This window comes from Planifilum fulgidum (assembly GCF_900113175.1).
In the GTDB taxonomy this organism is placed as follows: Bacteria; Bacillota; Bacilli; order Thermoactinomycetales; family DSM-44946; genus Planifilum; species Planifilum fulgidum.
This window is the reverse complement of sequence record NZ_FOOK01000001.1, coordinates 114,367-141,068: the sequence shown is the minus strand read 5'-3', so window position 1 is coordinate 141,068 and position 26,702 is coordinate 114,367. Positions and strand designations below refer to the sequence as shown.

Annotated in this window: 30 protein-coding genes and 1 pseudogene; 22 read left to right on the top strand and 9 right to left on the bottom strand. The window is 60.2% G+C overall.

The genetic code is table 11. The features are described 5' to 3' along the window. Positions 1-46 precede the first annotated feature (46 nt). Positions 47-829 (bottom strand): undecaprenyl-diphosphate phosphatase, encoded by a 783-nt coding sequence (locus BM063_RS00625; protein WP_092035445.1) that lies wholly within the window; start codon positions 827-829, stop codon positions 47-49. A 228-nt stretch (positions 830-1,057) separates the two neighbouring features. Here BM063_RS00625 and BM063_RS00620 point away from each other — a divergent pair, with 228 nt between their 5' ends. From BM063_RS00620 to cbiB, 7 genes are all read left to right on the top strand, one after another. Then, a complete protein-coding gene (locus BM063_RS00620) occupies positions 1,058-1,780 on the top strand; it encodes a hypothetical protein (protein ID WP_143085184.1) in 723 nt (240 codons plus the stop codon). Positions 1,781-1,947: 167 nt separating this feature from the next. Next, positions 1,948-3,030, top strand: a complete 1,083-nt coding sequence (gene cobT / locus BM063_RS00615; RefSeq protein ID WP_245751947.1) for a nicotinate-nucleotide--dimethylbenzimidazole phosphoribosyltransferase — start codon at positions 1,948-1,950, stop codon at positions 3,028-3,030. Between the two features lie 24 nt (positions 3,031-3,054). Continuing rightward, entirely contained in the window at positions 3,055-4,191 is a 1,137-nt protein-coding gene (gene cobD / locus BM063_RS00610; RefSeq protein WP_177198904.1) for a threonine-phosphate decarboxylase CobD, read from the top strand. Beyond that, positions 4,188-4,727 (top strand): bifunctional adenosylcobinamide kinase/adenosylcobinamide-phosphate guanylyltransferase, encoded by a 540-nt coding sequence (gene cobU / locus BM063_RS00605; protein ID WP_092035387.1) that lies wholly within the window; start codon positions 4,188-4,190, stop codon positions 4,725-4,727. The genes cobD and cobU overlap by 4 nt, the downstream gene beginning before the upstream one ends. Continuing rightward, positions 4,724-5,455 (top strand): adenosylcobinamide-GDP ribazoletransferase, encoded by a 732-nt coding sequence (cobS, locus tag BM063_RS00600; protein ID WP_092035386.1) that lies wholly within the window; start codon positions 4,724-4,726, stop codon positions 5,453-5,455. The genes cobU and cobS overlap by 4 nt, the downstream gene beginning before the upstream one ends. A 28-nt stretch (positions 5,456-5,483) precedes the next feature. Continuing rightward, entirely contained in the window at positions 5,484-6,185 is a 702-nt protein-coding gene (locus tag BM063_RS00595; RefSeq protein ID WP_177198903.1) for an adenosylcobinamide amidohydrolase, read from the top strand. Then, positions 6,182-7,195 (top strand): adenosylcobinamide-phosphate synthase CbiB, encoded by a 1,014-nt coding sequence (gene cbiB / locus BM063_RS00590; protein WP_092035384.1) that lies wholly within the window; start codon positions 6,182-6,184, stop codon positions 7,193-7,195. Before BM063_RS00595 ends, cbiB begins: the two co-directional genes overlap by 4 nt. A 307-nt stretch (positions 7,196-7,502) precedes the next feature. On the opposite strand, the gene BM063_RS00585 is transcribed toward cbiB, so the two are convergent. The 7 genes from BM063_RS00585 to BM063_RS00555 all read right to left on the bottom strand — a co-directional run bounded on the left by BM063_RS00585 (position 7,503) and on the right by BM063_RS00555 (position 9,977). Further along, on the bottom strand, positions 7,503-7,736 hold the full coding sequence (locus BM063_RS00585; protein ID WP_092035383.1) for a hypothetical protein: 234 nt from the start codon (positions 7,734-7,736) through the stop codon (positions 7,503-7,505). A 52-nt stretch (positions 7,737-7,788) separates the two neighbouring features. After that, positions 7,789-8,004 carry a hypothetical protein gene (locus BM063_RS00580; RefSeq protein ID WP_092035382.1) on the bottom strand — a complete coding sequence of 72 codons (216 nt, stop codon included), beginning with the start codon at positions 8,002-8,004 and terminating at the stop codon, positions 7,789-7,791. Positions 8,005-8,057: 53 nt separating this feature from the next. Continuing rightward, positions 8,058-8,282: a hypothetical protein gene (locus BM063_RS00575; RefSeq protein ID WP_092035381.1), complete on the bottom strand. Its 225-nt coding sequence runs from the start codon at positions 8,280-8,282 to the stop codon at positions 8,058-8,060. Positions 8,283-8,345: 63 nt separating this feature from the next. Further along, the gene (locus BM063_RS00570; protein ID WP_092035380.1) at positions 8,346-8,567 is read right to left on the bottom strand and encodes a hypothetical protein; all 222 of its coding nucleotides are present in this window, start codon (positions 8,565-8,567) and stop codon (positions 8,346-8,348) included. Then, on the bottom strand, positions 8,554-8,883 hold the full coding sequence (locus BM063_RS00565; RefSeq protein ID WP_092035379.1) for a hypothetical protein: 330 nt from the start codon (positions 8,881-8,883) through the stop codon (positions 8,554-8,556). Before BM063_RS00565 ends, BM063_RS00570 begins: the two co-directional genes overlap by 14 nt. Positions 8,884-8,951: 68 nt before the next feature. Next, positions 8,952-9,212: a hypothetical protein gene (locus BM063_RS00560; RefSeq protein WP_092035378.1), complete on the bottom strand. Its 261-nt coding sequence runs from the start codon at positions 9,210-9,212 to the stop codon at positions 8,952-8,954. A gap of 411 nt (positions 9,213-9,623) precedes the next feature. Beyond that, on the bottom strand, positions 9,624-9,977 hold the full coding sequence (locus BM063_RS00555; RefSeq protein WP_092035377.1) for a hypothetical protein: 354 nt from the start codon (positions 9,975-9,977) through the stop codon (positions 9,624-9,626). A gap of 293 nt (positions 9,978-10,270) precedes the next feature. On the opposite strand from BM063_RS00555, the gene BM063_RS00550 reads away from it, so the two are divergent. The 5 genes from BM063_RS00550 to BM063_RS00530 all read left to right on the top strand — a co-directional run bounded on the left by BM063_RS00550 (position 10,271) and on the right by BM063_RS00530 (position 15,739). Continuing rightward, on the top strand, positions 10,271-10,594 hold the full coding sequence (locus tag BM063_RS00550) for a PTS sugar transporter subunit IIB (protein WP_092035376.1): 324 nt from the start codon (positions 10,271-10,273) through the stop codon (positions 10,592-10,594). Then, entirely contained in the window at positions 10,591-11,916 is a 1,326-nt protein-coding gene (gene celB, locus BM063_RS00545) for a PTS cellobiose transporter subunit IIC (RefSeq protein ID WP_092035375.1), read from the top strand. Before BM063_RS00550 ends, celB begins: the two co-directional genes overlap by 4 nt. 20 nt (positions 11,917-11,936) lie before the next feature. Next, on the top strand, positions 11,937-12,254 hold the full coding sequence (locus tag BM063_RS00540; protein WP_092035374.1) for a PTS sugar transporter subunit IIA: 318 nt from the start codon (positions 11,937-11,939) through the stop codon (positions 12,252-12,254). A 20-nt stretch (positions 12,255-12,274) separates the two neighbouring features. Then, positions 12,275-13,663 carry a glycoside hydrolase family 1 protein gene (locus BM063_RS00535; RefSeq protein ID WP_092035373.1) on the top strand — a complete coding sequence of 463 codons (1,389 nt, stop codon included), beginning with the start codon at positions 12,275-12,277 and terminating at the stop codon, positions 13,661-13,663. Between the two features lie 84 nt (positions 13,664-13,747). Continuing rightward, positions 13,748-15,739 (top strand): BglG family transcription antiterminator, encoded by a 1,992-nt coding sequence (locus tag BM063_RS00530; RefSeq protein WP_092035372.1) that lies wholly within the window; start codon positions 13,748-13,750, stop codon positions 15,737-15,739. A gap of 151 nt (positions 15,740-15,890) precedes the next feature. On the opposite strand, the gene BM063_RS00525 is transcribed toward BM063_RS00530, so the two are convergent. After that, entirely contained in the window at positions 15,891-17,258 is a 1,368-nt protein-coding gene (locus BM063_RS00525) for an FAD-binding oxidoreductase (protein WP_092035371.1), read from the bottom strand. A 406-nt stretch (positions 17,259-17,664) separates the two neighbouring features. On the opposite strand from BM063_RS00525, the gene BM063_RS00520 reads away from it, so the two are divergent. The 10 genes and pseudogenes from BM063_RS00520 to BM063_RS00485 all read left to right on the top strand — a co-directional run bounded on the left by BM063_RS00520 (position 17,665) and on the right by BM063_RS00485 (position 26,691). Beyond that, on the top strand, positions 17,665-18,189 hold the full coding sequence (locus BM063_RS00520) for a TRAP transporter small permease (RefSeq protein ID WP_245751946.1): 525 nt from the start codon (positions 17,665-17,667) through the stop codon (positions 18,187-18,189). A 24-nt stretch (positions 18,190-18,213) separates the two neighbouring features. Further along, positions 18,214-19,488, top strand: a complete 1,275-nt coding sequence (locus BM063_RS00515) for a TRAP transporter large permease (RefSeq protein ID WP_092035370.1) — start codon at positions 18,214-18,216, stop codon at positions 19,486-19,488. A gap of 15 nt (positions 19,489-19,503) precedes the next feature. Beyond that, positions 19,504-20,502, top strand: coding sequence for a C-terminal binding protein (locus BM063_RS00510; protein ID WP_092035369.1), 999 nt, complete (start codon positions 19,504-19,506; stop codon positions 20,500-20,502). Positions 20,503-20,528: 26 nt separating this feature from the next. After that, entirely contained in the window at positions 20,529-21,545 is a 1,017-nt protein-coding gene (locus tag BM063_RS00505) for a TRAP transporter substrate-binding protein (RefSeq protein ID WP_092035442.1), read from the top strand. Between the two features lie 119 nt (positions 21,546-21,664). Continuing rightward, on the top strand, positions 21,665-21,880 hold the full coding sequence (locus BM063_RS18250) for a hypothetical protein (protein WP_177198902.1): 216 nt from the start codon (positions 21,665-21,667) through the stop codon (positions 21,878-21,880). 1 nt (position 21,881) lies between these two features. Continuing rightward, on the top strand, positions 21,882-22,121 hold the full coding sequence (locus BM063_RS18245) for a lactate racemase domain-containing protein (RefSeq protein ID WP_425439102.1): 240 nt from the start codon (positions 21,882-21,884) through the stop codon (positions 22,119-22,121). 40 nt (positions 22,122-22,161) lie between these two features. Then, on the top strand, positions 22,162-22,293 hold the full coding sequence (locus BM063_RS18120) for a hypothetical protein (RefSeq protein WP_281246667.1): 132 nt from the start codon (positions 22,162-22,164) through the stop codon (positions 22,291-22,293). A gap of 65 nt (positions 22,294-22,358) precedes the next feature. After that, a pseudogene (locus BM063_RS00495) lies at positions 22,359-24,560 on the top strand (dihydroxy-acid dehydratase domain-containing protein). Positions 24,561-24,713: 153 nt separating this feature from the next. Beyond that, positions 24,714-25,661 carry a sugar kinase gene (locus BM063_RS00490; RefSeq protein WP_092035368.1) on the top strand — a complete coding sequence of 316 codons (948 nt, stop codon included), beginning with the start codon at positions 24,714-24,716 and terminating at the stop codon, positions 25,659-25,661. 253 nt (positions 25,662-25,914) lie between these two features. After that, positions 25,915-26,691 carry an IclR family transcriptional regulator gene (locus BM063_RS00485; protein ID WP_092035367.1) on the top strand — a complete coding sequence of 259 codons (777 nt, stop codon included), beginning with the start codon at positions 25,915-25,917 and terminating at the stop codon, positions 26,689-26,691. The last annotated feature ends 11 nt before the right edge of the window (positions 26,692-26,702 follow it).

Below are 26,702 nucleotides of genomic sequence, written 5' to 3'. Positions count from 1 at the left end.
TCGGTCCCGGGGCAATCGCTTCCGCCCGTTCTTTGGCTTTCTTCCTTCAGAACCAGCCGGCAAACTGGGCGGCCAGCACCACACCCCCCAAAATCCAGACGTAGACCGCAAACCCCTTGAGGGATCCCCGCTTCAACACGGAGATCATCCACTTGACGGCCAGATAACCGAAAAAACCGGACATCAGCGTTCCGATCATCAGGGAGGAGAGGGGCACCGCCTCGCCGGCCGATTCAAACAGTTTTTTGCCCTGTAGCACCACGGCGCCGCCGATGGCCGGAATGGACAGAAGAAAGGAGAAATAGGCCGCCGTCGCCTTGTCGATCCGGCGGAAAAGGGCGGCGGCGATCGTCAGGCCGGAACGGGAGACGGCGGGAAGAATGGCCGCTCCCTGAAAGGTGCCGATGATGAGGGCGTCGGCGTAGCTGATGTCTTCCAATTGCTTGTAACCCCGTTTTTTCCAGTTGTCCGCCGCCCACAGGATAAGGCCGGTCGCCAAAAATTCCCATCCGATGGTGACTCCGGTGCGGGAGATCGCTTCAAAAAAATCTTCAAACAAAATCCCGATGACGGCGGTGGGGACGGTTCCGGCGATCAATAGCCTTCCAAGCCGCCCGAGGGGATTTTTCAACACGGTGATCAGCTCCCTGAAGTAAACGGTCATGACCGCGATCAGGGTGCCCAGATGCAGCATCGTGTCCAGGAACAGGCCCGCCTCATCCAGTCCGAACAGGTGGCGTCCCAGGTAAAGGTGCCCCGTGCTGCTGACGGGCAGAAATTCCGTCAGGCCCTGGATGATGCCCAGGATGGTCGCTTCCAACCAGTCCACGGTTCCTTCTCCTTTCTGCGCCGGGATTGACTCGTCCGCAATCCGATTCACCATCTAATATATTTCAAAAAATGAAAAATCCTCCTTTCCGCTCCCCTCTTTTTTCCTTCGAAATGCCGTTTTGGGACAAAGGGGCTTTTCATGAAGGACTTTCATCCGGTCGGATGGAATGAATAGAAGGACTGAAAGGAAACGACGCCCCAGAGGATGGAAAGGAGCGGGAGCACGGTGAACGCATTGTGGACCGACTGGATGAATGCGGACCTTCTGACCGGCGCGGCCATCGGCGCCTTGTTGGGGACGTTTCTGGCGGTTTTTGTCAACGGCGTCATCGTTCCATGGTTTTTCAGAAGGGTGACCGGGGAAGCGAAAAGGCAGCGGGAGGAGCGGAAGGCGCAGGCCCGCAGGCGGGAGCTCCTCAGGGCGCTTCGGGAGCGGTCCGCCGCCTTGGAGGGAAACGCCGAATCGTTTCCGACCACCCTTGAATTGGACGAGGTCTTGAGGCGAAGGAAAAAGCTCAGGACGAAGGATGTGACGGATACATACGAGCTGTTGCGCCAATTGGAAGCGGAGGAGCGCGTCCGTCCCGTTCGGCCGGCGGCACAAAAGATGCCCGATTTCAAGGAAATTCGCTGGCGCTACGTCTTTTTCCGGGAATCCCCGTCGGTACCGGGAGGGATCGAAGCGAATCAACTGGTTCAGCAGCTGTTTCACATCAAGCGGCAGGCGAAGGCGCTGGAGGAGCGCATGGGCGCCCTCGACGAATTGAAGCGGGAGATGGACCGGATCGGCGAAACCCTGGAGCGGATCGAGAAGCGGATTCAACCGGAGGAATTGCGAAGGCTGCTGGATGAGGTGAACGAGAAGTTGAACCGGACCGAAGCCCGTGATTCCTTTTCGCCGGAGGCGGGGGCGGAAAATTCGGCGCCGGGTTCCGGTCAGGTCGGCTGACGGCCGCCTTGGCGCCGCCGGATTTTTGTCCGTTTCCCATTTCCGACTGAAGCACTTCCCGCTATCATCGTAAGGGGAGTGCTTTTTTATTGGCGCGGGGGAGGCGCGCAGGCCCCGCGCCAGGCCCTTTGCTTCCCGAAGCAGGCCCCATGGAAAGGGAGGATGTCATGAAACGGTGGAAGCAGATTCGCGGCCGGATTCGGCGGCCGGATCCGGAGATCCGAAGAAAGGCGCTTAGGCATTGGAACAACTTGACCAAACCCCTGGGCAGCCTGGGACGGCTGGAGGAGACGGCGATCCGCCTGGCGGGGATCACGGGGGAAGTGGTTCCGGATTTAAGCAGAAAAGCGGTGCTTGTCATGTGCGGCGATCACGGGGTGGCGGAGGAGGGGGTGAGCGCCTATCCGCAGGAGGTGACCGGGCTGATGATCGACAATTTCGCCCGGGGCGGGGCGGCAATCAATGTGCTGGCCCGCCGGTTCGGCGCCGAGCTGGTGGTGGTGGACGTGGGCAGCAAGGCGAAGAAACTCCCCCCATCGGTCATCGACCGCCGGGTGAGGCCGGGAACGGCCAACATGACGGCCGGACCGGCCATGACGAGGGAAGAGGCGCTTCAGGCCCTGGACGTGGGGATCGACCGGGTGGAGGAACTCGTAAGGGGCGGGGTGCGGATGATCGCCATCGGGGAGATGGGGATCGGAAACACGACGGCGGGGACGGCCATCGCCGCCGTGTTTACGGGCCGGCCCGTCGAGGTGTTGACGGGACGCGGCACCGGCATCGACGACCGGGCGGTGTTGCGGAAGCGGGAGGCGATCCGCCGGGCGATCGAGGTGAACCGGCCCGATCCCGCCGATCCCATCGGCGTCCTGGCCAAGGTGGGCGGCCTGGAGATCGCCGGCATGGCCGGCGCCGTGCTGGGCGCGGCGGCGGCGGGGATTCCCGTGGTCCTCGACGGGATGATATCCACCGCCGCGGCCCTGGCGGCGGCACGCCTATTGCCGGAGGCGTCTGAATACCTGTTTGCCTCCCATCTGTCGGCGGAGCCGGCCCATCGGTTTATGCTGGAGGAGCTGGGGCTTAGGCCGCTGATCGACGCGGAGATGCGCCTGGGCGAAGGGACCGGCGCCGTCCTCTGTTTCCCGCTCATCGACGGAGCCCTGTCCCTGGCCCGGGAGATGGCCACCTTTGCCGATCTGGGTCTGGCGGGGCCGGCGGAGGAGAGGGCGCAGCACGAATCCGACAGCTAGAAGACGAGATGCAGGGGGATGCCTATGGCGGAATTGGAGCGTTACGGCCACGGCGGGGACCGTCTGACGGCCGCCGAGCGGTTCGGAGGGAGGCCGGAGGAGTTTCTCGATTTCAGTTCCAACATTCACCCGCTGGGCCCTCCGCCGCGGGTGCTCGAGGCGCTGTCCCGGGCGCTTGCGGGCGAAAGGCCGCAGGCGCTGGCCTCCTATCCCGATCCCTTGTCCCGCCGGCTGAGGGACAAGTTGGCGGACAGGCTCTCGGTTTCTCCGGAGCAGCTGCTTGTCGCCAATGGCGCGGCCGAGTTGATCGATCTGGTGGTCCGGGTGTTTCGCCCCCGGCGGGTCGGGGTGGTGCACCCGTGTTTTTCCGAATATGAGCGGGCCGCGCACCTTCACGGGTGTTCGGTGGTTTCGGTCCGGGCCAAGGAAGAGAACCGCTTTGTGCCGACGGAAGAGGAACTCCGCTTTCTGGTGATGCGGTCCGACCTGGTGTTTTTGGGCTGTCCCAACAATCCCACCGGGCTGCTCCCGCCCAAACCCGTTTTGGAGCGGGTGGCGGCGGAAGCGGCCCGTTCCGGCGCGGTTCTGGTCCTGGATGAGGCGTTCATCGATTTTGTGCCGGGCGGTGAGGAGCGGTCGCTGATCCACCGCCTCTCCTCCTGCCCCACCACGCTGATTCTCCGCTCGATGACCAAGTTTTACGCCCTGCCCGGATTGCGGCTGGGCTATGCCGTCGGCAGGAAGGACTGGATTGAGCGGCTGTTGGACCACAAGATTCCCTGGAGCGTCAATGCCTTGGCACAGGTTGCGGGGGAAGCGGCCCTGGAGGATGAAGAGTATCGGCGGCGGGCGGAACGTTGGGGAAGGGCGGAACGGGAGGAGCTGGCCGGGTGGCTGCGGCAGGTCGGTGCCGTCGATGTGTTTCCCAGTGAAACCAATTTTCTGCTGCTTCGGCTGCGGGCGGCCAAGGGCCGCGGGGCTTCGGGCCGGCTGCAGGAGCGGATGGGCCGCCGGGGGATCCTGATCCGGGACGCCTCCACTTTTCCCGGCCTGGATGACCGGTATGTCCGCATTGCGGTGCGAACGAGAAGGGAAAATGAGCGCTTGATCGCCGCCCTCCGGAAGGTGTGGGCGGAGTGGGAAGGGGGAGGGGAAGGATGAGCCTTCGCCTGGTTACAGGAGGAGTTCGTTCCGGGAAAAGCCGGTTTGCCGAATCCCTGGCCGGCTCCCTCGGCGGGCGGGTGTTGGTCGTCGCCACCGGCGTTCCCGGCGATGAGGAGATGAAGCGGCGCATCGAGAAGCACCGCCGGCGACGTCCCGCCGGGTGGAACGTGTTGGAGGAACCGCTGCGCTTGGCGGAGCGGCTGCAGGCGACTCCCCCCCATGACGTGGTGCTGGTGGACGGCCTGTCCGGATGGGTGGCCAACCGGTTGCTTGACTCGGAGGAGAAAGCCCTCCGGCAGCCCGAGGTTTTCGAGGCGGAAATCATCGAGGAGACGCGGAAATTCCTCGACTGCCTCGCAGGGTGCCGGCACGGGATTTTGGTGACGGACGAGGCGGGCCTCGGGGGAGTGGCCGTGTCTCCCCTCGGCCGCCGGTTCCAGGATGTGCTGGGGCTGGTCAATCAAGAGGCGGCCCGCCGGGCGGACGAGGTGTGGTTTGTCGTGTCCGGCATCCCCTGGAGGGTGAAAGGATGAAGCCGCTTTTTTATGCCGTCGCCTTTTTGACCCGGATCCCGGTTCCCCTTCGCTTCGATGCGCGGGATCGCACCAAGAGCACCGCTTATTATCCCTTGGTCGGCCTGCTCATCGGAGGGGTGATCGCCGCCTTCGATGGGTTGATCGCCGTCCATTTTCCTCCTTTGGTCCGGGCGGTGCTGGTGACCGCCTGCTGGGTGTTCATCACGGGCGGACTCCATCTGGACGGGTTGATGGACGTTTTTGACGGACTGGGTTCCCACCGGGAACCGGAAAGGATGTTGGCGATCATGAAGGACAGCCGGGTCGGGGCGATGGGCGTGCTGGCAGCTGTTTTGATCCTGCTCACAAAGATCGCGGCCCTGGCTTCCCTGACCGCTTCCCTGGCTTCCTCCGTCGCCGCAGCTTCCGTTTCCGCCCGCACCGCCGTGCTGCTCGCCATCGCCGGCTGGCCCTATCGGCGGGAAAAGGGGATTGCCGTCGGACTGAAGGAGGGGCTGACTCCCCTTCGGCTCGGTTTCGCCTTGGCGTCGGGGGCTTTCCTGGTATTCATCGCCTGCGGCGCCGAGGGGGTGTTGTGCCTGGTGCTCGGCGGGGCACTGGTGGGAGCATTCGGCCACGTGGTGGCCCGCCGGCTCAAAGGTCTGACCGGCGACGTCTACGGAGCGATGATCGAAGGGGTGGAGACGGCGGCGCTGCTGCTTCTCCTGTGGTTGGCACGGCTGTGATCTCATTCGGCCGGAAAGGAGGGGAAACGTGGAAAGTCGGACGTTGTTTTCAGGGCTCCGCATCGCCGTCAGTCCTTCCTTCGTTTGTGTCCGTTCGGACAAGACCTTGACGGTGCTCAGCAGCGCGCCGGTGAGGGGAGGATGGTGTGAAGCGAGCTGTATCGTCAACCGCCGGGTTCCCGCGGATTACCACGAGCCGGATCCGCAGCGGGACACGGTCCGCTGGCTGATCCGCCACGGCTTCGATCCGGAGAAAGCGGTGGCGCTGATGACGGCGGCCCGGACGGAGGATGCCGCCTGCACCCGGGTGGAGGGGGACGGATTTTGCCTGGCCGCCCTGGTGACGGCCGGGGTCGGCAATGCGGTGCGGGCGGGATCCGGGGGGATTTCCGCCGACGACCGCTGGCGGCCGGGGACGATCAACATCATTCTTCTGGTGGATGGAAACGTGACGGAGAGCGCGATGGCGGGGGCCTTGGTGACGGCGACGGAGGCGAAGGCGGCAGCTCTCCAGGACCTCGAGGTGACGGATCCCGGGGGAAATGTGGCGACGGGAACCAGCACCGATGCCGTCGTGATCGCCCGGCTCCGCCGGACCGGCGGTCCGATTCACCTTTACGCGGGCACGGTGAGCCCCTTCGGGAGGGCGGTGGCCCGCGCCGTATACGATGCGGTCACCCAAGCGGTTTTGCGGGAAAGGGCGAGGGAAGAGGGGAAGGATGGGTCATGAAAACCGCGCTTCTATTGCTTGCAGCCTACGGGCTGGATCGAATCCTCGGGGATCCCCGCTGGCTTCCCCATCCGGTGGTGGGAATGGGGAAGGCGATATCGGCCGTGGAGAGGGCTTTGCGCCGGCTCATCGGGTTTCTCGGAAGACGGGGCCTGGCAACATCGTGGACGGTGCGCCTTCTGGGCTGTTTTCTTCCGCTGACTGTGGCGGGCGGGGTGTACCTGCTGGCCACCCTGGCGGTGGGCTGGGTGGAGAGGCGGACCGAGTGGGGAGCGTGGCTGATGGAGGTGTTCCTCCTCTGGACGACCGTGGCGACGAAGGGCTTGGCCGATGAGGCCAAGGAGGTGGATCGCGCCCTGGCGGCGGGGGATCTTTCCGCCGCGCGGAGGCGCCTTAAGCGAATCGTCGGCCGCGACACGGACCGGCTGGATGAACCGGAGATTGTGCGGGGCGCCGTGGAAACGGTGGCGGAGAACATCGTCGATGCCGTCACATCCCCCCTCTTTTACGCGGCCATCGGCGGCGCTCCCCTCGCCATGGCGTATCGGGCGGTGAACACGCTGGATTCGATGGTGGGCTATCGCAACGAGCGGTACCGGGATCTGGGGTGGGCCTCCGCCCGGTTGGATGACGGGGCCAACTGGCTGCCCGCCCGGCTGACCGTGGTCCCCATGCTGCTCGCGTTTCGGATGCTGGGACGGGATTGGCGCCGCGCATGGCGGATCTTTCGACGGGACGGCCGCAAGCATCCGAGTCCCAACAGCGGGATCCCCGAGTCGCTGATGGCCGGGGGGTTGGGCATCCGCCTCGGGGGAATCAACACCTACGGCGGAGTGACTTCCCGCCGTCCCCATCTCGGCGATCCGGTTTTCCCCAAACGGCGGGAGCACATCGGGGAGGCCCTTCGCGTTCTGCATTGGACCACGCTCCTGTATGTGGCGCTGCTGGGCCTCGTCTGTCTCTTCGCCTCCGGGCTGGAAACCGTGTGGCCGCTCCTTCTCCGCGGATGATCCAAGGGTGGGGCTTGTCCCTCCTTTGACCCGCTGCCGCCGGGCAATGGAAATAGAAAAAGGTCCCGAGGGACTCAAGGGATGGAATGGGGCGATTTCCGATTCTCAAAAAGTTATCAGAGGGTTGTCCATATGGAGGGCATATCATCGTTATACAGACAAGGAGATATTAAGTCCTCCTTGCCCTCCCCAAGCGGATATAAGGGGTGGGATCGCGCGATTGCACGGGTACGGGTCAGATGGATGAGGGATGTGTGTCCAGACGCGGCTTCCGGTATCCGGTCCACCTCAGCCATCGGCGAGACCCTCAATCATTGGTGACCGAGTTGCCGCTGCCTCCTCCCGTGGCCACCGCATCGCCCAAATTGATGGTCGTTTGGGTGATCACATTCCCGGTTCCGCTGACGGCACCCGTACTGGCAAAGTTTTCGATCTCCATCTCTTCGTCATCGACAAACACGCGTCTTCTTCTCCCGCCTGGACCGAATACCAGCACGATGACGTTGATCGCTTCATTATCGTTTCGGATTTCCCCGGCCAAACGGTTTCACCTCCCGATTGAAGTGGGAGCAGGGGGGCGAGAAGCCCCCGCATTATCCGAGGTTGGTGACGGAGTTGCCATTGCCCCTGCCAATCGCGGCCGCATCTCCCAGATTGATCGGCGTTTGGGTTACAACGTTGGCGGTCCCGCTGATGGCGCCCGTCCTGGCGAAGTTTTCCACTTCCGCCTCAACGCGCTCCAAGCTGAGGCGACGGCGACGGCGCCTGCGATGTCCGCAATGGACCACAATCAGATTTTTCCTTGCCACCCTTGCAACACCTCCCTATTTATGCGAGAAGGAGGGGCAGAAAAGCCCCCGCATTACCCGGTATTGGTGACCGAGTTGCGGCTGCCCCTTCCGATCGCGACCGCATCACCCAAGTTGGTCGGCACTTGAGTTACGACATTGGCGGTTCCGCTGATGGCACCCGTCCTGGCGAAGTTTTCCACTTCCGCTTCAGCGCCTCCGACAAACAGACGACGATGGCGGTGTCTGCGCTGCCCGCAAACGACCACAACCACATTTTTCTTCCTTCTGCAAGCCAAATTGGCTCACCTCCTGATCAGATTGAAAGGAGGGGGCTGACAAAGGGCAGAATGGCCCCCACATTACCCGGTATTGGTGACGGAGTTGCCGCTGCCTCTGCCGATCGCGACCGCATCACCCAAGTTGGTCGGCACTTGAGTTAAGACATTGGCAGTCCCGCTGATGGCGCCCGTTGCGGCGAAGTTTTCCACTTCCGCCTCAACGCGCTCCAAGCTGAGGCGACGGCGGCGGCGCCTGCGATGCCCGCAGATGACCACGATTTTATTGTTCTTACGGCAGGCCATGTTTTTCACCTCCTTTTAAGGTTTGGGCTGTCAAATCGGGATTGGCCGGGGCCATGGGATTTGTGTTGACAGGGAGGTTTTTTGCCATGTTCATGAGATTCATGGCGGCGGGAGGAGTGTTCCCGGAGGATCTAGCGGCGGAAAGCCTGGTGACGGATTGCAACACACTTTGGACGAGCTCGGGAACTTTGGCGACGATGTTGCCCACATCCGGCTGCATTTGAAGGGGATTGATCCTTGACTGGTTCTCCAACAGGGATCGAACGAAATCGAGTTGTCCCAGATTCGGTTGTTGTCCCAGCTTCAGATTGTTCATGGGTTTCACCTCCTTTCAAGGAATCAGTCCTTGGAGGGTTGGAAAACGGTTTGTCGGGGAAGGCGGTGTTATCCCGTGTTGGTGGCGGAGTTTCGGTTGCCTCTGAGGAGGCTGGCATCGCCGAGGTTTGTCGGAGTTTGAACGATGACATTGCCCACTCCGCTGACCGGTCCCACAAATGCGAAGTTAGACACCTTGGCAAGTGCCCGTTCAAGGCGGATAATCTTTTTTTCTAAACGATGGATCCTGATAAGCAGACGCAGATAGCCGGGGTCCCGCTTGCTGTGCTGGATGCGGCCGCGCGTTTTCTTTGCTTTTCTGGCATGCATGGAAAACCCCCCTTTCTATGATGCTCATCAACCAACCGCGGTCTGGCTTCCTTGCCCTTTTCGGGTTTTCGTTCTTTTAACCGTGAATGATGAGAAGGTTTGAAGACCGGACCATGATGCCGCCGTTGCCAATTTGCTTTTGGAGAATTGCCGTCACTAATTGAGCAACCTATTTCGTCTAATCTTTTCGCTTACGATATACTATATTACTTGCAAGGAAGAAAGGTTCGGCCATTTGAAGAGATTGTTTTGCTGTCTATGCCCAATCCGCCGGATCATACGGGGGATGGTTTGGGCCGTGGCGTTCGTCGCCGTTGATAGTTTTGCGGTTGGAACGTGCCGCTATCTACCCGAAAGGGCGATTTGGGGGGAGGTTTCGAGGGGGGTGAGGCGCGATCGGATTTCTCCCGTTTATTGTTTATTGGAGGAAGTTTTGTTTTGCATCTGCGCTTTTAATTGTTGTTGGATCTGCTCCAGATACCCCTTATTCTGTCTGGCGATCACGCTCAATCCGAAATGGATCGCGTTGCTGACCAATTTGTCGACACCGTTCAGGACGTTTTCAAGTTGCTGCCTTTTCTGCGTCGGTGCGGAGAGAGCCGTTAGATTGATCGGTTGGGAAGCGGTGGGCCGGGAAAGTTCTTGGTCGGGAGGGTTGTTTTCCTTTAACAGTCGGCTGATGGAATCCAAGATTTGTTGCTGAATCCGTTGTTCAAGTTGGCGGGCAAACTGTTCGGCTTGTTGGTCGTTATTGCCGTTTGCCATCCTTCTCGGCTCCTTTCCCCGTGTCATTCAACTGGATTCATTTACACTATATAGAGAGTTTGATGGATTGGTGTGGTGAAATGTCATAGGAAAGGGCATATGACCACGCCTTTTTATTTTTGCGCAGATGATAGACGCTGATGGATTGGGGAAAAGGATCGTTGTCGGATGATCCAACCATTTCCCCCATCTGCCGGAAAAAAGATGGGTTCAGTTGGAAGCGCTTCCGGTTTAGTTTGAAGATAGGGGCAGAATCACCGAAAAGTTCCGGAGAAGGATGGGAGGGATGAAAGGTGAAGCGGATTCTTTTGGCCTGTTCATCGGGCATGTCCACCAGTCTCCTGGTTTCCCGGATGAAGGAAGCCGCCGAAGCCCGGGGGCTGGAAGTGGAAATTTGGGCCGTGGCCCAGGACAAGGCGGCGACGGAGATGAAAAAGGCGGATGTGCTGCTCGTGGGTCCCCAGATGCGATTCCTGATCAAAAAGCTCTCCCAGGAGGGGGAGGCCCTGGGGATTCCCATCGAAGCGATCGATCCGATCGCCTACGGCCGTGTGGACGGAGAAGCCGTGCTGAATAAAGCCCTTGAGCTGATCAAAAAGGGAGAGGAGTCCCGATGAATCAAAACAAATGGATGAGTGTTTTGGAAAACCTGCTCTTGCCCCTCGCGGACAAGCTGAATAACAACCGCTATCTGACAGCTCTCCGGGACGGGTTTATGGTGGCCTTGCCCCTGATCATTTTCGGGTCGATTTTTGTCGTGATCGCAAACTTTCCCTTTTTGGACCGGGTGTTGAGCGAAGAGGCGTACGCCGCCTATCAAAATGCCCTCGGACCGGCGTCGGCGGCCACCTTGAGCATCATGGGCCTCTTTGTCATCATCGGGATCGGTTACAAGCTGACGGAACATTACGGGCTGGAGGGAATCTACGGCGGCGTGGTTTCCCTGGCGGCTTTTCTCATCATGACGCCCCAGGTGCTGGAGAATGTCACCGGCGTCATTCCCACGTCCGTTCTGGGGGCGGAGGGTCTGTTCCTCGGGATTTTCACGTCCTTCATCGCTTCGGAGCTGTACCGGTTCTTTGTGAGGAAAAACTGGGTGATCAAGATGCCGGCGGGCGTGCCCGATGCGGTGTCCCGCTCCTTCAGCGCCCTGATTCCCATCGCGCTGACCTTGTCCGTCTTCCTGATCGTCCGCATCTTTTTCAGCTACACCCCCTTTGAAACCGCCCAAAACTTCATCTACACCGTGATTCAACAGCCCTTGACCGTGTTGGGAAGCGGACTCCCCGCGACCATCGTGGCGGTGCTTCTGGTCCAGTTCTTCTGGTTTTTCGGCCTGCACGGCCAGATCATCGTCAACTCCGTCTTCGACCCGATCTGGTTCGCCCTGAACGACCAAAACCTGAAGGCGTTCCAGGCCGGGGAGGAGCTTCCCAACATCATCACCAAACAGTTTATCGACACCTTCCTCGTCGGCATGGGGGGATCGGGGATGACCCTGGCCGTCATCGTCCTGATCTTCCTCATCGGGCGCAGCCGGCAGATCAAGGAGCTGGGCAAATTGGGGGCGCCCCCGGGCCTTTTCAACGTCAACGAGCCGATCATCTTCGGCCTGCCGATCATCATGAACCCCCTCGTCCTGATTCCCTGGCTGTTGGCGCCGGTGGTGGTGACCATCATCACCTATGCGGCGATGTCGATCGGGCTGGTGCCGAAGCCCGCCGGCGTGATCGTCCCGTGGACGACACCCATCGGTTTGAGCGGGTTTCTGGCGACCGGAAACTCCTGGCAGGGAGCGGTGATGCAGATTTTCAACCTGTTTGTCGTGATGGCGATCTGGTGGCCCTTCCTGAAAATCCTAGACAAGCAGTATTATGAAAGGGAGAAAGGAGATTCAAGCAGCAGTCAAGCCGCGCAAAAAGCCGCAGTTCGAGACTGACCACGGGAGTGATTCGGCAAATGGATGACATCGTTGAAACCGCCTTTAAGATCATCCTCCACGCTGGAAACGGCAAATCCAACGCGATGGAGGCCATCCAGGAAGCCAAGGCCGGCCGTTTTGAGGAAGCGGACCGGCTGATCAAGGAAGCCGGCGGGGAACTCGGCAAGGCCCACGATTACCAGACCCGGCTGCTCCACGGGGAGGCGGGCGGAAAAGCGACCCCGGTCAATGTGATTCTGATGCATTCCATGGATCATCTGATGACGTCGATGACGGTTCGGGATTTGGCGGTGGAGATCATCGAACTCTATCGGAGCAGGGCACGAAACACCTGAAGAATTCGGAGGGAAACCGCATGTCCGTGAAATACCGATTTCCGGAGGGATTCTGGTGGGGCAGCGCCACGTCGGCCGCCCAGATCGAAGGAGCGGCGGCGGAGGGCGGAAAGGGAAAAACCATTTGGGACCATTGGTATGAAATCGAGCCCCATCGCTTTTACGACAATGTGGGCCCCGGAACCGCCTCCGACTTTTATCACCGCTATCGGGAAGACATCCGTTTGATGAAGGAGATCGGCCACAACTCCTTCCGGTTTTCCATCTCCTGGGCGCGGCTCATTCCGGGGGGACGGGGAGAAGTCAATCCGGAGGCGGTCCGGTTTTACAACGACGTGATCGATGAGCTTTTGGCCTGCGGCATCGAACCCTTTGTCACCCTCTTCCACTTCGACATGCCCCTGGAGCTGCAACAGGCGGGCGGATGGGAAAGCCGGGAAGTGGTGGATGCCTATGAGGCTTACGCCCGTACGGCCTTCCGGCTGTTCGGCGACCGGGTGAAGAAGTGGTTTACCTTCAATGAGCCGATCGTCCCCGTGGAGGGCGGTTACCTGTATGACTTCCACTACCCGAACATCGTCGATTTCAAGCGGGCCGCCCAGGTGGCCTATCACACGATGCTGGCCCACGCCAAGGCGGTCCGGGCGTTCCGGGAAGCGGGCATCCGGGGAAAAGTGGGCATCATTCTGAATCTGACCCCCTCCTACCCGAGGAGTTCCCACCCGGCGGATCTGAAGGCCTCCCGCATCGCCGACCTGTTTTTTAACCGGAGTTTTCTGGACCCTGCGGTCTTGGGCGAATACCCCCGGGAGCTGATCGACCTCCTGCGGGAACACGGCCAGTTGCCGGAGACGCGCGAGGGGGACGGGGAGCTGTTGAAAGAAGGGAAAGTGGACCTGCTCGGGATCAACTATTATCAGCCCCGTCGCGTCAAGGCGAAGGAGCATTTGCCCAATCCCTACGCCCCCTTCATGCCCGAGTGGTTCTTTGATCCCTACGAAATGCCCGGCAGAAAGATGAACCCGTATAGGGGATGGGAAATCTACGAAAAGGGCCTCTACGACATCCTGATCAATCTGAAGGAGAACTACGGCAATATCGAATCCTATGTTTCCGAGAACGGAATGGGGGTTCAAGACGAGGAGCGATTTCTCAAAGACGGCGTCATCCAGGACGATTACCGGATTCAGTTTATTCGCGGGCACCTGATCTGGCTGCACCGGGCCATCCAGGAGGGCTGCAACGCAAAGGGTTATCACCTGTGGACGTTCATGGACAACTGGTCCTGGATGAACGCCTACAAAAACCGCTACGGCCTGGTCTCCGTCGACCTCAAAACCCAGAAAAGAACGCCGAAAAAGAGCGCCGAGTGGTTTCGCAAGGTGGCGCAAAACAACGGTTTTGATTAAACAGATGTGATGAAACAGAGGGGGCTTGAACCCTTCGCCGGCGGGGTCCTTTGGGGAAACGAGCTCGGAGCAAGGTGAGAAGAGATGTTGACGAGGCGCATGCAACGCATTTTGCGGGAATTGATGGCGGCTTCCTCTCCGGTGACCGGCAAATACCTGGCCGATGTGAACCGGGTGACGGTGCGGACGATCCGAAATGATCTCAAACGCCTGGATGAGATCCTGAACCGGCACGGCGCCCGGGTGGAATCCCTGATGGGGAAGGGCTACCGGTTGGTGATCCGGGAGGACCGCCTGTTCCGCCAATTTCTTCAATCCCACATCGAGGCCCCCGGTCACAGGCTCCCCATGACACCGGAGGAGAGGGTGTCCCATCTCATCCGGCGGCTGCTGTTGAACGACGGTTATCTCAAGCTGGAGGATCTGGCCGATGAGATCTACGTCAGCAAATCGACGCTCCAAAACGACCTGAAACTGGTGAAAGAGCGCTTGGGGAAATACGACATTCGCCTGATTTCCCGCCCCCATTACGGACTGAAGGTTGTCGGCAGGGAAATGAAGCTTCGCTTTTGCATGGCGGACACCCTGTTTTCCCGGAAGGACCGCTGGCACACGGCGCAGGATTCCCCCCTGCTTCCCCTTCCCCGGGAGGAACTGGAGCGGATCCGTCAGATCATCCTGAAACACATTCAAGCATACCGCATCACCATCTCCGACATTTCCGTCCACAACCTGCAGATGCACATCGCCATCGCCTGCCGGCGGATTCGGAGCGGGAATCGGGTGACGCTGTATCCGGCGGACCTGAAGGAGATCATCAATCAAAGGGAATACGAGGTGGCAGGGCGGATCGTCCGCGATGTGGAGGACGCCTTCGGACTTTCCTTCCCCCGGGAGGAGATCGCCTATGTCGCGATTCACCTCTTGGGAACCAAGATGACGATGCCGGATGAGGGCGGTACGCTCCCGCCGGAACAGGTGGTGGATGAGAAAATTTTGCAACTGGTTCGTGCCGCCCTGGACAAGATCGAGTCGGAGCTGGAGATCGACCTGAAACAGGACCGAAAATTGATCATGGACCTCGCCCTCCATCTGAAACCGGCGATTCACCGGTACAAGTACGGGATGAACATCCGGAATCCGATGCTGGAGGACATCAAGAAGCATTATCCCTTGGCCTTCGAGGCCGGCGTGATCGCGGGGATGGCCCTCGAAGAGGAGACCGGGATCAAGATCAGCGAGGATGAAGTGGGATATCTGGCCCTGCATCTCGGAGTCGCCATCGAGAGAAAAAAATCGACCACCGCCCCCAAGCGTTGCCTGATCGTATGCGCCTCCGGACTGGGCACCGCCCAATTGATCTATTACAAGATCAAAAATCGCTTCGGAAACCGCCTGGATGTGGTGGGGACGACGGAATATTACAATCTGCACCGGTGGGATTTGCGGGACATCGATTTTGTGATCAGCTCCATTCCCATTTCGGAATCCCTGCCGGTTCCCGTGGTGGAAGTGAGTGCCGTCATCGGCAACCCGGATCTGTCCCGGATCGAATCTTACATTCTGGAGCGAAAAAGTCGGCCGATTCACTATTTCCGCAAGGATCTTCTGTTTCTGGGAAGGCGCTTTTCCTCCCGGGAGGAGGTGCTTTCCTTCATGCACGAGCGGTTGCGAGAGAAGGACATGGTGGACCCCGATTTCCTGGAAGGGATCCATGACCGGGAGAAGGTGGCGCCGACGGCCTACGGGAATCTGGTGGCGGTTCCCCATCCGATCACGCCCCGGTCCGATCAGACCTTCATCGCCGTATGCACCCTGGAAAAGCCCGTCGTCTGGGGCGATAGGCCGGTCCAACTGATTCTCGTGCTTTCCGTGAAGCGGGAGAGCCAGGAGGATTTGCAATCCCTTTATGAATTGCTGGGAAAAATCATCGAAAGCCCCGCCCTGGTCCGGTCCCTGCTCAAGGCTAGGTCCGTTGAAGGGTTTATCGGCGTATTGGAGGGGGCGTGGTGCGGAGAAACCGAGGAGGGGGTCCATTCCTCCGCTTCCTGGTACCTCGAGGGGGATGACAACTGAATTTCGGGCCGCGTCTCCTTCCGGCCCCTTCAAGGGCGTCCCCGATTTGCCCTCCTATCCCCGGGCGCCGCTTTTTTTCTCTTTCGACCGCAAAACTGACGGGGTGCCGCGTGGAAACGAGCGCGGCACCCCTTTCGTGTTTTCAGGCGGCTTATCGGGGCGGCAACTTTTTGCCCGGATTGAGGATTCCCTTCGGATCCAGGGCCTGCTTGAGGCTCATCATCACGTCCAGGGCTTCCCGGTGCTCCCGGCGCTGGTAGCGGATTTTTCCCACGCCGACGCCGTGTTCCCCCGTGCAGGTGCCTCCCCGGTCGAGGGCGTATTCGACAATGGAGGCGTTGATCTTTTCGGCTTTTTCCACATCCCGGGGATCCGCCGGATCGATCATCATCAGCACGTGATAGTTTCCATCCCCGATATGGCCGAGAATGCCTCCCTCCATTTTCTCCTGATTCAGCACGTGCCGGGCGTGCTCCACGGCGCCGGCCAATTCCGACATGGGAACGCACACATCGGTCACCATCAGCCGTTTGCCGGGGGACCGGTGAATGAAGGCATAGGCCAGATGGTGGCGCGCTTCCCACAGTTTCGCCCTCGCCTTCGTGTCGGTTTCAAACTGAAACCCTTGGCATTCCTCTCCCTGCGCCAGTTCCTCGGCGAAGGCGATGTCCCTTTTCAGGCCCGCCTCGTTTCCGTGAAATTCCAAAAACAGCGTCGGAGCCACCGGGTAGCGGGTTTCGCTGTGCTCGTTCAGGTATTTCATCGACAGAGCGTCCACCAGTTCGATCCGGGCCACCGGAATCCCCGAGGAGATGATGGACACCGCGGCGTTGACCGCCTGCTTGACCGTGGGGAACACGGCCCGCGCCGCCATGATGGCCTCCGGGATGCCGAACACCCGGAGGGTCAATTCGGTGAACAGGCCGAGGGTTCCCTCCGAACCCACGAACAGGCCCGTCAAATGGTAACCGGAGGAGGATTTGGCCGCCCGGCCGCCGGTGCGGATGATCCGGCCGTCGGCCAAAACCACCTCCAGATCCCTCACCTGATCCCGCATCACGCCGTAGCGGACGGCCGTGGTTCCGCTCGCATTGGTGGCGGCCATTCCCCCCAGCGTGGCGTCCGCTCCCGGGTCCACCGAGAAAAACAGCCCGTATTTTTTCAATTCCCCGTTCAATTGGCTCCTCGTCACGCCGGGCTGCACGCGGACCAGCATGTCCTGCGGCCGAACCTCGAGGATCTTGTTCATGCGCTGAAAATCGACGGAGATGCCGCCCTGGTACGGAATCACGTGTCCCTCCAAACTGCTTCCCAATCCGAAGGGGGTGACGGGAATTTCCCGTTCGTTTGCAAAGAGCAGAATGCGGCTCACATCCTCCCGGTTTTCCGGAAAAACGACCACATCCGGAAGATGCGGCGCGTGATACGATTCGTCCCGGCTGTGCCGTTCCAGTTCCGTCGGATTGACCGTGACCTGATCTTCCTTCAGCAATTTCCGCAATGAATCTATCCATTTCATGAGTGATCTCCTCCCATTTTTGACCATAGAGTTTTGGTTTGCAAAATTCAAGACCGTTTTGAATCGGTTTTCATTCTTTTGAAGTGAGGAGAGAGGAATCCGGCGCCGGACAAACGGCCGTCAGGAAAAATGGCGGCAGTCCGAGTTTTTAGCAGCGGATCCCTCCCGCTTTCGAGCGAAATAGATCTTTATTATTTCGAATTATACAACTATTATTGACTTAAACAAAATTCATATGTTATATGAATATTAGGGAAAATTGTATCGTTAAAACAAAACACTGTTTTATAATATAAAACGTTCAGAAATTGACGCCTTAGCAGTATGTCAGAGAAGAACGTAGTTTTATCATATAGAACTTTGATCGGCTGTGTCCGGAAGACGAGCCCGTGAAAGGAGGAAGCGGATGAAGCGCTTAATGGAAAGGACGGGCCGCTGGTTCGAGGGATTGCTGAATTTGTTGATCGCTCTCTCCCTGGCGGGAATGTCGGTACTGGTTTTTCTCAACGTGGTGCTGCGCTATTTTTTCGACTCCGGCATCACCTGGTCCGAAGAGATGTCCCGTTTTCTGTTCGTGTGGATGGTCTTCCTCGGGGCGATCGCCGCCTTGAAGGAACGGATGCATCTCGCCGTCGACGTCGTGATCAAACGGTTGCCGATGGGATGGAAGAAGTTTTTTGCCGTCATCAGCCATTCTCTGGTCCTGTACGTCCTGTGGCTCGTTTTTGACGGAAGCTGGAAGATGACCTGGTTGAACATGGCGTCAAAGGCTCCGGCCACCGGCGTTTCCCTCGGCTTCGTGTACGGGGTCGGAGTGGTGACCAGCCTGGCGATGGCCGCCATCGTCATCCTTCGCCTGTTCCGGATTCTTTTTGGCGGAAGCGGGGAATCGGATTTCTCTCTGTCGGAGGGAAATGCCGACGCGGACTGACAGGCACGGAAAGGGGCGCAAAACATGTTGTGGGTTTTTCTCGCCGCGTTGTTCGCCGCATTGGCCGCAGGTGTTCCCGTCGCTTTTGCTCTCATGCTGTGCTCCGTCGCGCTGATGGTTTCCCTGAATATGCTGGACAGTCAGATCGTCGCCCAGAACCTGATCAACGGGGCGAACAACTTCGCCCTGATGGCCATCCCCTTCTTCATCCTCGCCGGGGAGCTGATGAACCGGGGGGGAATGTCGAAGCGGATCGTCCAGTTCGCGATGACCCTCGTCGGCCACGTCCGGGGAGGGCTGGGGTATGTGGTGATCATCGCCAGCGTCCTGTTCGCCGGTCTGTCGGGCTCGGCCGTCGCCGACACGGCGGCGTTGGGCGCCATCCTGATTCCCATGATGGTGGAACGGGGATACGACAAAAAGGTTCCCACCGCCATCGTGTCTTCCGCCGGAATCATCGCCCCGATCATTCCCCCGAGCATTCCCATGATCCTTTTCGGCGTGGTGAGCGGCGTTTCCATCACCCAGCTGTTCATGGGCGGAATCGTCCCGGGACTTTTGATCGCCGTCGGCTTGATGCTGGTGTGGTTCTACATGTCCCGCAAGGAAACGGCGGAGCTGCCCCCGCGGAAAAGTGTGAAGGAGATCCTGACCGCCACCAAGGAAGCGGGTTGGGCTCTGCTGATGCCGGTGATTATCATCGGAGGATTGCGGGGAGGGGTGTTCACCCCGACGGAGGCCGGCGTGATCGCCGTCTTTTACGCCTTGTTCGTGGGGATGTTCGTTTACCGCAACATCGGGCCGCGTCAGCTGTACGACGCCCTGATCCGGTCGGCGAAAACCACAAGCGTCGTCATGTTCGTCGCGTCGGCGGCCATCGTCTCCGCTTGGATAATCACCGTCGCCAACGTGCCGCAGGGGATGACGGAACTTTTGAATCCCCTCATCGACCGTCCGCTCCTGCTTCTGCTTCTCATCAACCTGTTGCTGCTGGCGGTGGGCATGGTGATGGATCTGACCCCGACAATCCTGATTTTGACCCCGGTGTTGATGCCCATTGTCAAAGCCGCGGGGATCGATCCGGTCTATTTCGGCATCATCATGGTCATCAATCTCTGCATCGGTTTGATCACTCCCCCCGTGGGCACGGTGCTCTATGTCGGATGCGGCATCAGCCGGATCAGCATCGGCGAGCTGGTGAAGGGATTATGGCCTTTTCTGATGGTGGAGATCGCCATCCTCCTTCTGCTTGTCTTCTTTCCCCAAATTGTCACGGTTCCGTTGGAGTGGCTGACCTGATGGGAGGTGACCGCCTTGGAACGGTGGAAAGTGGTGGTGACCGATTGGGAATTTGCCGATCTGCGGTACGAGGAAAAGGTGCTTGGCGGCGGCCCTTTTGAGCTGATTCCCGTCCAGTGCCGGACAGAGGAGGAGGTGATCGCCGCCTGCCGGGATGCGGACGCGATTCTCAACCAGTATGCCCCCCTGGGGCGAAGGGTGGTGGAGGCGCTGAACCGGTGCCGGGTGATCGTCCGCTACGGCGTGGGCGTGAATACCATCGATTTGGCGGCGGCCACGGAGAAGGGGATCTGTGTCGCCAACGTCCCCGATTATTGTCTCGACGAGGTGTCCGATCACGCGCTCGCTCTTCTGCTCAATCTGGCGCGCCGCATCACCGCGGCCGACCGGTTGGTGAAACGGGGGGAGTGGGACTTCAAGAGGGCCGCACCGGTTCGCCGGCTGCGTGGTCAGACCGTGGGTCTGGTCGGGTTCGGAAACATTCCCCGGGTCCTGGCGGCGAAATTGAAGCCCTTGGGCTTCCGCCTGATCGCCCATGATCCCTATGTTCCCCGGTCGGTCGCCGAGGAACGGGGGGTGACCCTCGTCTCCCTGGACCGGTTGTGCCGGGAGGCGGACATCGTTTCCGTTCACGCGCCGCTGACGGCGGAAACCCGGGGGATGATCGGCAGGGAGCAGTTGCGGAGCATGAAGCCCCGGGCGTATCTCATCAACACTTCCCGGGGACCGGTCGTCGATGAGGGGGCCTTGCTGGAAGCCCTTCGGGAGGGATGGATCGCCGGGGCGGCCTTGGACGTGGTGGAGGAGGAGCCGATCCGGCCGGACCATCCGCTGCTGTCGATGGAACAGGTGATCCTGACACCCCACATGGCCTGGTATTCGGAAGAGGCCATGGAAGAGCTCAGGACAAAGGCGGCCGAGGCGGTCCGGGAGGTGCTGCAGCACGGGAGATATCCGCGGTACCTCGTCAACCGGGAGGTAATGGAACAGGCTTCGTCAGGGAGATGGCAGTGATTCTCAGGGAGAAGGGGGATTCCGGGATGAAACGGGTGTGGGGTTCGGTGTGTGTGGTTCTCTGCCTGGCCCTTGTGACCGCGGCCTGCGGCACCTCCGGGTCGGCGGGGGAGGCCATCGTGATCAAGGCGGGAATCGGTCTGAACGAAGATCACCCCCAGGGGCAGGCCCTCAACCGATTTAAGGAGATCGTCGAAGAAAAAAGCGGCGGCCGCATCCAGGTGCGCCCCTATTTCAGCGCCCAGCTCGGGGATGATCTGAAGATGACGGAGGCGCTTCAGGCGGGCGTGCAGGAAGTGACCATTCCGTCCACTTCCCCTTTGGTCGGCATCGTGCCGGAATTCGGGATTTTCGATCTCCCCTTCGTGTTTGATGAAGAGGAGGAAGCGGACGCGGTCCTTGACGGACCATTGGGACAGAAGATTTTGGACAAATTGCCCGAACACGGATTGGTGGGGTTGACCTACTGGGAAAACGGCTACCGCAATCTGACCAACAGCCGGCGGCCGGTGAAGAGGGCCGAGGACTTCAGAGGGCTGAAGATTCGCACCATGCAGACGGACGTTCACTTGGATGCCTTCAAAGCCTTGGGGAGCAACCCGACGCCGATGCCGTTTTCCGAAGTGTTTACGGCCTTGGAAAGCGGGACGGTGGACGGGCAGGAAAACCCTCTGGCGACGATCGTGTCCAACAAATTTTACGAGGTGCAGGAGTATCTTTCCTTAACCGAGCATGTTTACACCCCTTTCGTCTTCTTGGTCAGCAAATCCTTTTGGGACCGCCTTTCCCCCGAGGATCAGCAGCTGATCCGGGAGGCGGCGATCGAGGCCGGAAAGTATGAACGGGAGCTGAACCGAAAAGCGAACGCCGAAGCCCTGGAGGAACTGAAAAAGCAGGGAATCAAGATCAATGAGGTGTCGCCGGAGGAACGGGAAAAGATGAAACAAATCATCCAGCCGGTGATTGAAAAGTACAGAAAAAAGCTGGGGGAAGACCTGGTCAAAGAGCTCTTCGAAGAGGTGGAGAAGGCGAGGAACCGGTGAGCAAAACGGGAGGGAGGTGAGGGCGTTTTTCATGCGGGTGATCGAGTCACTGCTCAAGGACGTTCCCCTTCCCCGAATGGTGAAGGTGCGGCAATCCTTCCCGGCTCCGGAGGTGGCCGATGTTCCGAAAGCGGTGCGGGAAGCGGTTGCGGCGGAAAGAGTGCTGGAGCGGATTTGCAGAAGGGGATCGGGTGGCGATTGCTGTGGGGAGCCGCGGCGTGGATATCGATGTCATGACCCGGGAAGTGGTTCGCCTCGTCCGTTCCAGGGGTGGTCAACCCTTCATCGCTTTCCCATGGGCAGCCACGGGGGGCAACGGCGGAGGGGCAGATTGAGGTGTTGAAACAGTTGGTCATTACTGAAAATTCGGTGGAAGCGCCGATCCGTTCCTCCATGGACGTGGTGGAGGTGGGAAGGCTGGCGAGCGGCCTGCCGGTCTACACCGACAGGCAAGCTTATTCGGCCGACAAGGTGATTGTCATCAACCGCGTCAAACCCCACACCGCCTTCCGGGGTGCGATCATCCGGGAAGAGCCTGGGCATCCATTACAGCCGGGACGGCGATTTGCCCGATGATGTCGCCGATCCCCGGGTGTTCCGCTGAGACGGCGGCTTTGTGCAGATTCCCGGGGGACCGGGCCTCGGCATCGAGATCGATGAAAAGCGCGTCGAAGAGGCGGCGCGGCGGGAGCACAACTGGAAAAACCCGGTCTGGAGAAATGAAGACGGGACCGTGGCGGAATGGTAGCGTTTCGCGGCTTCTTCCCGGACCGGCCATTTCACCGCCTGGAGGCGGGACAAGGAGGAAGAAAAATGGCCCTTCGTTATCCGACCATCGACAACCCGGTGAATCCCTACCGGGACAACGTGCAGGGAAAGGCGAACGAGCCGATCTGCGTGGCGGGATTGCTCGACCGCGCCAAACAGGTTCTCGGGCCGGCCTATGAGGGGCCTGCGCCCGACTGGACGCTGGAGGCGATTTATGACCGCCTGGAAAACAACGCCCCGCGGATCGTCATCATCGGCGGGTCCGCCGATCATCCCGCCCACATCATGGATTATCTGACGACGGCCCGGGCGGCCCTTCGCATATGGCAGAACGGCGGCGTGCCCTTTTCCTTTTCCACGCCCGTCATGTGTGACGGAACGGCGCAGAGCAACCAGGGGATGAGCTATTCCCTGCAAAGCCGCAACGCGGTGGCGGAGATGGTGGTGAATCAGATCGAGGCCCACAGCTATCACGGGGCTTTCGTGATCCAGGGATGCGACTAACAGCCTCTCGGGGTCGTCAGCGCGCTGGCCCATGTGGACCGGATCCGCCGCTTGCGGGGGGAAGCTCCTTTCTTTGCCACCTTTGCACCGGCCCATGTGTTGAAGGGAGGGACGATCCCGCCGGATCTGCGCAGGGAGCTGGAGAACGTGGCCAGGAGGGCGGAAGAACAGGGTGCGGACGACATCGCGCAGGATTTGCGGGAAACGATGACCTACATCCTGCAGTGCTCCTCAAACACCGCTTTCCAGGGAGTGCTTCAGCGGGCCCGGGAGCGCGGCATCCTGACGAAAGAAGAGCACAAGGATTACGAAAAGCGGCTGGCGGTGGCAACCTGTGACGGCAAAGGCGGCATCTGCGCCTTCAACGGAACCGGCAACAGCTCGCGCCATCTGGTGGCCGGTCTCGGTCTGGTCCATCCGGCGCTGGAGCTGTTGACGGAGCCTCCGGACCAGGAAGCGGTGAACCGGGCTCTCGACAGTCTGGCGGCGATGATCAACGATCCGGTCTTCGGCGTGTCCAATATCATGGCCGCCAACGTCCGGAACGCGATACGGATCCACAGCGCATCCGGCGGATCGACCAACCTGATGATGCACCTGGTGGCGGCGATGCTGTACGGAGGCTACCGGTTCAGCCTCTGGGACATCGACCGGATTCACAAGGAACACCCGGTTCCGGACCTGTTCGACTACAGCCTGACGGAGGGGCGGGACATCTTCGCCCTGGCCCTGCAGTGCTGCAGCGGAAAGATCCGCGGCATGGAGACGCTGTTCCACGAACTTCTGGAAAACGGGGTCCCGATGGATCTGGATGCCCCCACGGTCACCGGCACCACGTGGCGGGAACGGCTGTCGCGGAAGGAGGGGCTTTCCGCCGGGCGCGTGACCGACAATCCGATCATTTTGTCCAAGCCCCGGCGTCCCTTCAGCGGGGTGGACGTGCTTACCGGCAACTTTTTTGAGAGCGCGGTGGTCAAAATCAGCGGCATGCCGACGCCCCAACTGGATGAGTTCGACAAGAAAGCGGCCTTCGTCCTCTACTACGAAAACGAGGAGGATGCCAACCGAAGCCTGCTCGACCCGGATCTGCTGGAGCATTTGAAGCGGGAGCGCCGCTTCAGCCATCAAAACCTGCGGGCCATGCTGAGGCACAATGGGCCGGAGCATGTTGAAAGATGGAAAGACATGGATTATGACGAGCTGTACGATCACATGGTGAACAACCACGTGTTGAAAATTGCGGTGGTCATCTCCGGACAGGGTCCCGCCGCCTTCGGGATGCCGGAAATGTTCACCCCGATGCAGCACATCAACGCCAACCGAACCCTGAGGCGGCTGGTCACCGTCATCAGCGACGGCCGCTATTCGGGGGTGACCTATGGCGCGGCGATCGGGCACATGACGCCTGAAGCCCTGCAGGGAGGCGGCATTCTCTATCTGAAGACGGGGGACCTGCTGTATCTCGATCTGAGGGGAAAGAAGATCCAGTTCCTGGATGAATCGGCCTTTCAAAACGGACAACTGCGGTTCGAATTTGATTCCGTCCGCGCCGCCCGACAGCCCCTGGCCGAGCAGCGGCTCTCCCGCCTCCGCAGGCGTCAGCGGCGGGTGGCAGCCGGCAACCGGCTGGTCGCCCATACCGATGCGGCGCACGGGGTGGTACCGCTGGCGGTGGCGGAGGAGGCCGAGTTGGATTATCGGAACGACGTCCTCCTGCCCCAGGGAAGGCGCGTGCTCCGGTAGCCGAAACCGTTCCGTCGGAGCAGGTAAGAAGAAAGTCGTGTTGCGTTTGCCGGGAGCCCTTTGAAGGCGATCTTTCCCTTCGGAGCGGATCGAACAAGGTTTGTTTCGTTTGAAAAAGGAGGTTGAGGGGATGACGGCCCCCGTGGCGGGAAAATGAGTCTGGACGTTGTGACGCTCGGGGAGACGATGGTGCTCTTCATTCCCACGTCGGTTGGCCCGCTCCGCTTTGCGAACACCTTTGAGAAGACGATCGGAGGCGCCGAGTCGAACGTGGCGATTGGCCTGGCCCGGCTGGGGCATCGGGCGGGCTGGATCAGCCGCCTGGGAAACGACGAGTTCGGCCTGTTCGTGCGCAATTTCATCCGGGGGGAGGGGGTGGACACCTCCCGGGTCATCTTCGACGATCGGCATCCGACGGCGGTGTTTTTCAAGGAGCGGCAGGCGGGACGGGAGCCGAGGGTCTACTATTACCGGAAAGGCTCCGCCGCCAGCCGGATGAGTCCGGAGGATCTGGATGAGTCGTATATCCGCGAAGCCCGCATCCTTCATCTCACCGGGATCACGCCGGCCCTCAGCGAAAGCTGTGCGGCGGCGGTGGAGCGGGCGATTGAACTGGCCAAGAAACACGGGCTTTTGGTGGTGTTTGACCCGAACATCCGCCTGAAGTTGTGGTCCCGGGAGGAAGCCCGGCGGGTGCTGATGGATGTGGCGAGCCGCTGCGACATCGTTCTGCCCGGGCTAGATGAAGGCCGGATCCTCACGGGAGAGCGGACGCCGGAAGCCATCGCCGCGCGCCTGCTGGAAAACGGCGCCCGCGCGGCGGTGGTCAAGCTGGGCGAGCGGGGCGCCTATTATGCAACCCGTAAGGAGACGGGCTACGTGGAGGGATATCCGGTGGAACCGATTGTCGATCCGATCGGGGCGGGGGATGCTTTTGCCGCCGGCTTTCTGTCGGGACTGCTCAGGGGTTGGTCGTATCGGGAGGCGATCCGGCTGGGCAACCGGACCGGTGCCTATGCGCTGACGGTGGCAGGCGATGTGGAAGGGCTACCCTATTGGTCGGAGATCGATCCTAAGCGCCCGGACCAAGTGCTGCGTTAGCTCCCGTACATCCGTAAAATGGTGAGAATGCGCGCGGGGTGAAGCCGGTTCCGAAAACGGCTCGCGCCGTGGGTACACGCCGAAAAAGGCGGCGGTCAAACCTTTCCATCAGCCCGTGCGGCGCGGGTCAGGCTTCGGCTTTTCATCGGAGCACCCCGCCAGCCGGGGTGGACATTGGCAAAAGCGGATTTTTCGGAAGTGACGGAAATGGAAAACAACGGACAAGGTCCGCACAGGACCGGAGGTGAAGGGATTGCCGATCATTCAAGCTGTCGACCGTGCTCTCCGGATACTCGATCTGTTCGATGAACACCGCACCGAATTGAAGATCACCGAAATCAGCCGCCGCACCGGCCTGCACAAGAGCACGGTCCACTCGCTCTTGAAAACGCTGCAGGCCCACGGCTACATCGATCAGAACGCAGACAGCGGCAAATACAGGCTGGGGCTCAAACTGGTCGAACGGGGCAATCTCGTGCTCCATTCGCTGGATATCCGGACGGTGGCCAGGGGACATCTGCTGGATCTGTCCCGGAAGACCGGACTGACCGTTCACCTGGTGATCCTTGACGGGAAAGAGGGGGTCTACATCGACAAGGTGGAAGGCACCTCGGGCATCGTGATGTACTCGCGCATCGGCCGGAGGGTACCGATTCATTCCAGCGCCGTCGGAAAGGTGTTGGTCGCCTTCCAGAGCGAGGAGGGGATCCGGAACATCTTGGACGGGTATGAATTTGTGCCGCATACGCCCAACACCATCACCGATGAACGGACTTATCGAGTCGAATTGGAAAAAGTGCGTTCCCTCGGATACGCCATCGACAATCAGGAAAATGAGCCGGGGGTGCAATGCGTGGCCGTCCCGGTCCGCGATCACCTCGGTCAGGTGGCGGCCGCCATCAGCATGTCGTCTCCCATCGCGGGGATTCAGGAGGAACGGCTGGAAAGCATGATCCTTTTGCTCAAACAGACGGCGGAGAAAATCTCCCGAAAACTGGGTTACGGCATCCATCATCAAAACCCGGTTTAATTCCAAAGGGC

Excerpts from the sequence above, each read along its gene's own strand:
- cobT (WP_245751947.1), top strand. The coding sequence starts at position 1,948 with ATGAAACGGTGGAAGCAGATTCGCGGCCGGATTCGGCGGCCGGATCCG.
- BM063_RS00520 (WP_245751946.1), top strand. The coding sequence starts at position 17,665 with ATGAAGCGCTTAATGGAAAGGACGGGCCGCTGGTTCGAGGGATTGCTG.
- cobU (WP_092035387.1), top strand. The coding sequence starts at position 4,188 with ATGAGCCTTCGCCTGGTTACAGGAGGAGTTCGTTCCGGGAAAAGCCGG.
- cobS (WP_092035386.1), top strand. The coding sequence starts at position 4,724 with ATGAAGCCGCTTTTTTATGCCGTCGCCTTTTTGACCCGGATCCCGGTT.
- BM063_RS00535 (WP_092035373.1), top strand. The coding sequence starts at position 12,275 with ATGTCCGTGAAATACCGATTTCCGGAGGGATTCTGGTGGGGCAGCGCC.
- BM063_RS00560 (WP_092035378.1), bottom strand. The coding sequence starts at position 9,212 with ATGCATGCCAGAAAAGCAAAGAAAACGCGCGGCCGCATCCAGCACAGC.
- BM063_RS00565 (WP_092035379.1), bottom strand. The coding sequence starts at position 8,883 with ATGAACAATCTGAAGCTGGGACAACAACCGAATCTGGGACAACTCGAT.
- BM063_RS00490 (WP_092035368.1), top strand. The coding sequence starts at position 24,714 with ATGAGTCTGGACGTTGTGACGCTCGGGGAGACGATGGTGCTCTTCATT.
- BM063_RS00505 (WP_092035442.1), top strand. The coding sequence starts at position 20,529 with ATGAAACGGGTGTGGGGTTCGGTGTGTGTGGTTCTCTGCCTGGCCCTT.
- BM063_RS00570 (WP_092035380.1), bottom strand. The coding sequence starts at position 8,567 with ATGGCCTGCCGTAAGAACAATAAAATCGTGGTCATCTGCGGGCATCGC.
- BM063_RS00530 (WP_092035372.1), top strand. The coding sequence starts at position 13,748 with ATGTTGACGAGGCGCATGCAACGCATTTTGCGGGAATTGATGGCGGCT.
- BM063_RS00525 (WP_092035371.1), bottom strand. The coding sequence starts at position 17,258 with ATGAAATGGATAGATTCATTGCGGAAATTGCTGAAGGAAGATCAGGTC.
- BM063_RS00540 (WP_092035374.1), top strand. The coding sequence starts at position 11,937 with ATGGATGACATCGTTGAAACCGCCTTTAAGATCATCCTCCACGCTGGA.
- BM063_RS00515 (WP_092035370.1), top strand. The coding sequence starts at position 18,214 with ATGTTGTGGGTTTTTCTCGCCGCGTTGTTCGCCGCATTGGCCGCAGGT.
- BM063_RS18250 (WP_177198902.1), top strand. The coding sequence starts at position 21,665 with ATGTTCCGAAAGCGGTGCGGGAAGCGGTTGCGGCGGAAAGAGTGCTGG.
- cbiB (WP_092035384.1), top strand. The coding sequence starts at position 6,182 with ATGAAAACCGCGCTTCTATTGCTTGCAGCCTACGGGCTGGATCGAATC.
- BM063_RS00555 (WP_092035377.1), bottom strand. The coding sequence starts at position 9,977 with ATGGCAAACGGCAATAACGACCAACAAGCCGAACAGTTTGCCCGCCAA.
- cobD (WP_177198904.1), top strand. The coding sequence starts at position 3,055 with ATGGCGGAATTGGAGCGTTACGGCCACGGCGGGGACCGTCTGACGGCC.
- celB (WP_092035375.1), top strand. The coding sequence starts at position 10,591 with ATGAATCAAAACAAATGGATGAGTGTTTTGGAAAACCTGCTCTTGCCC.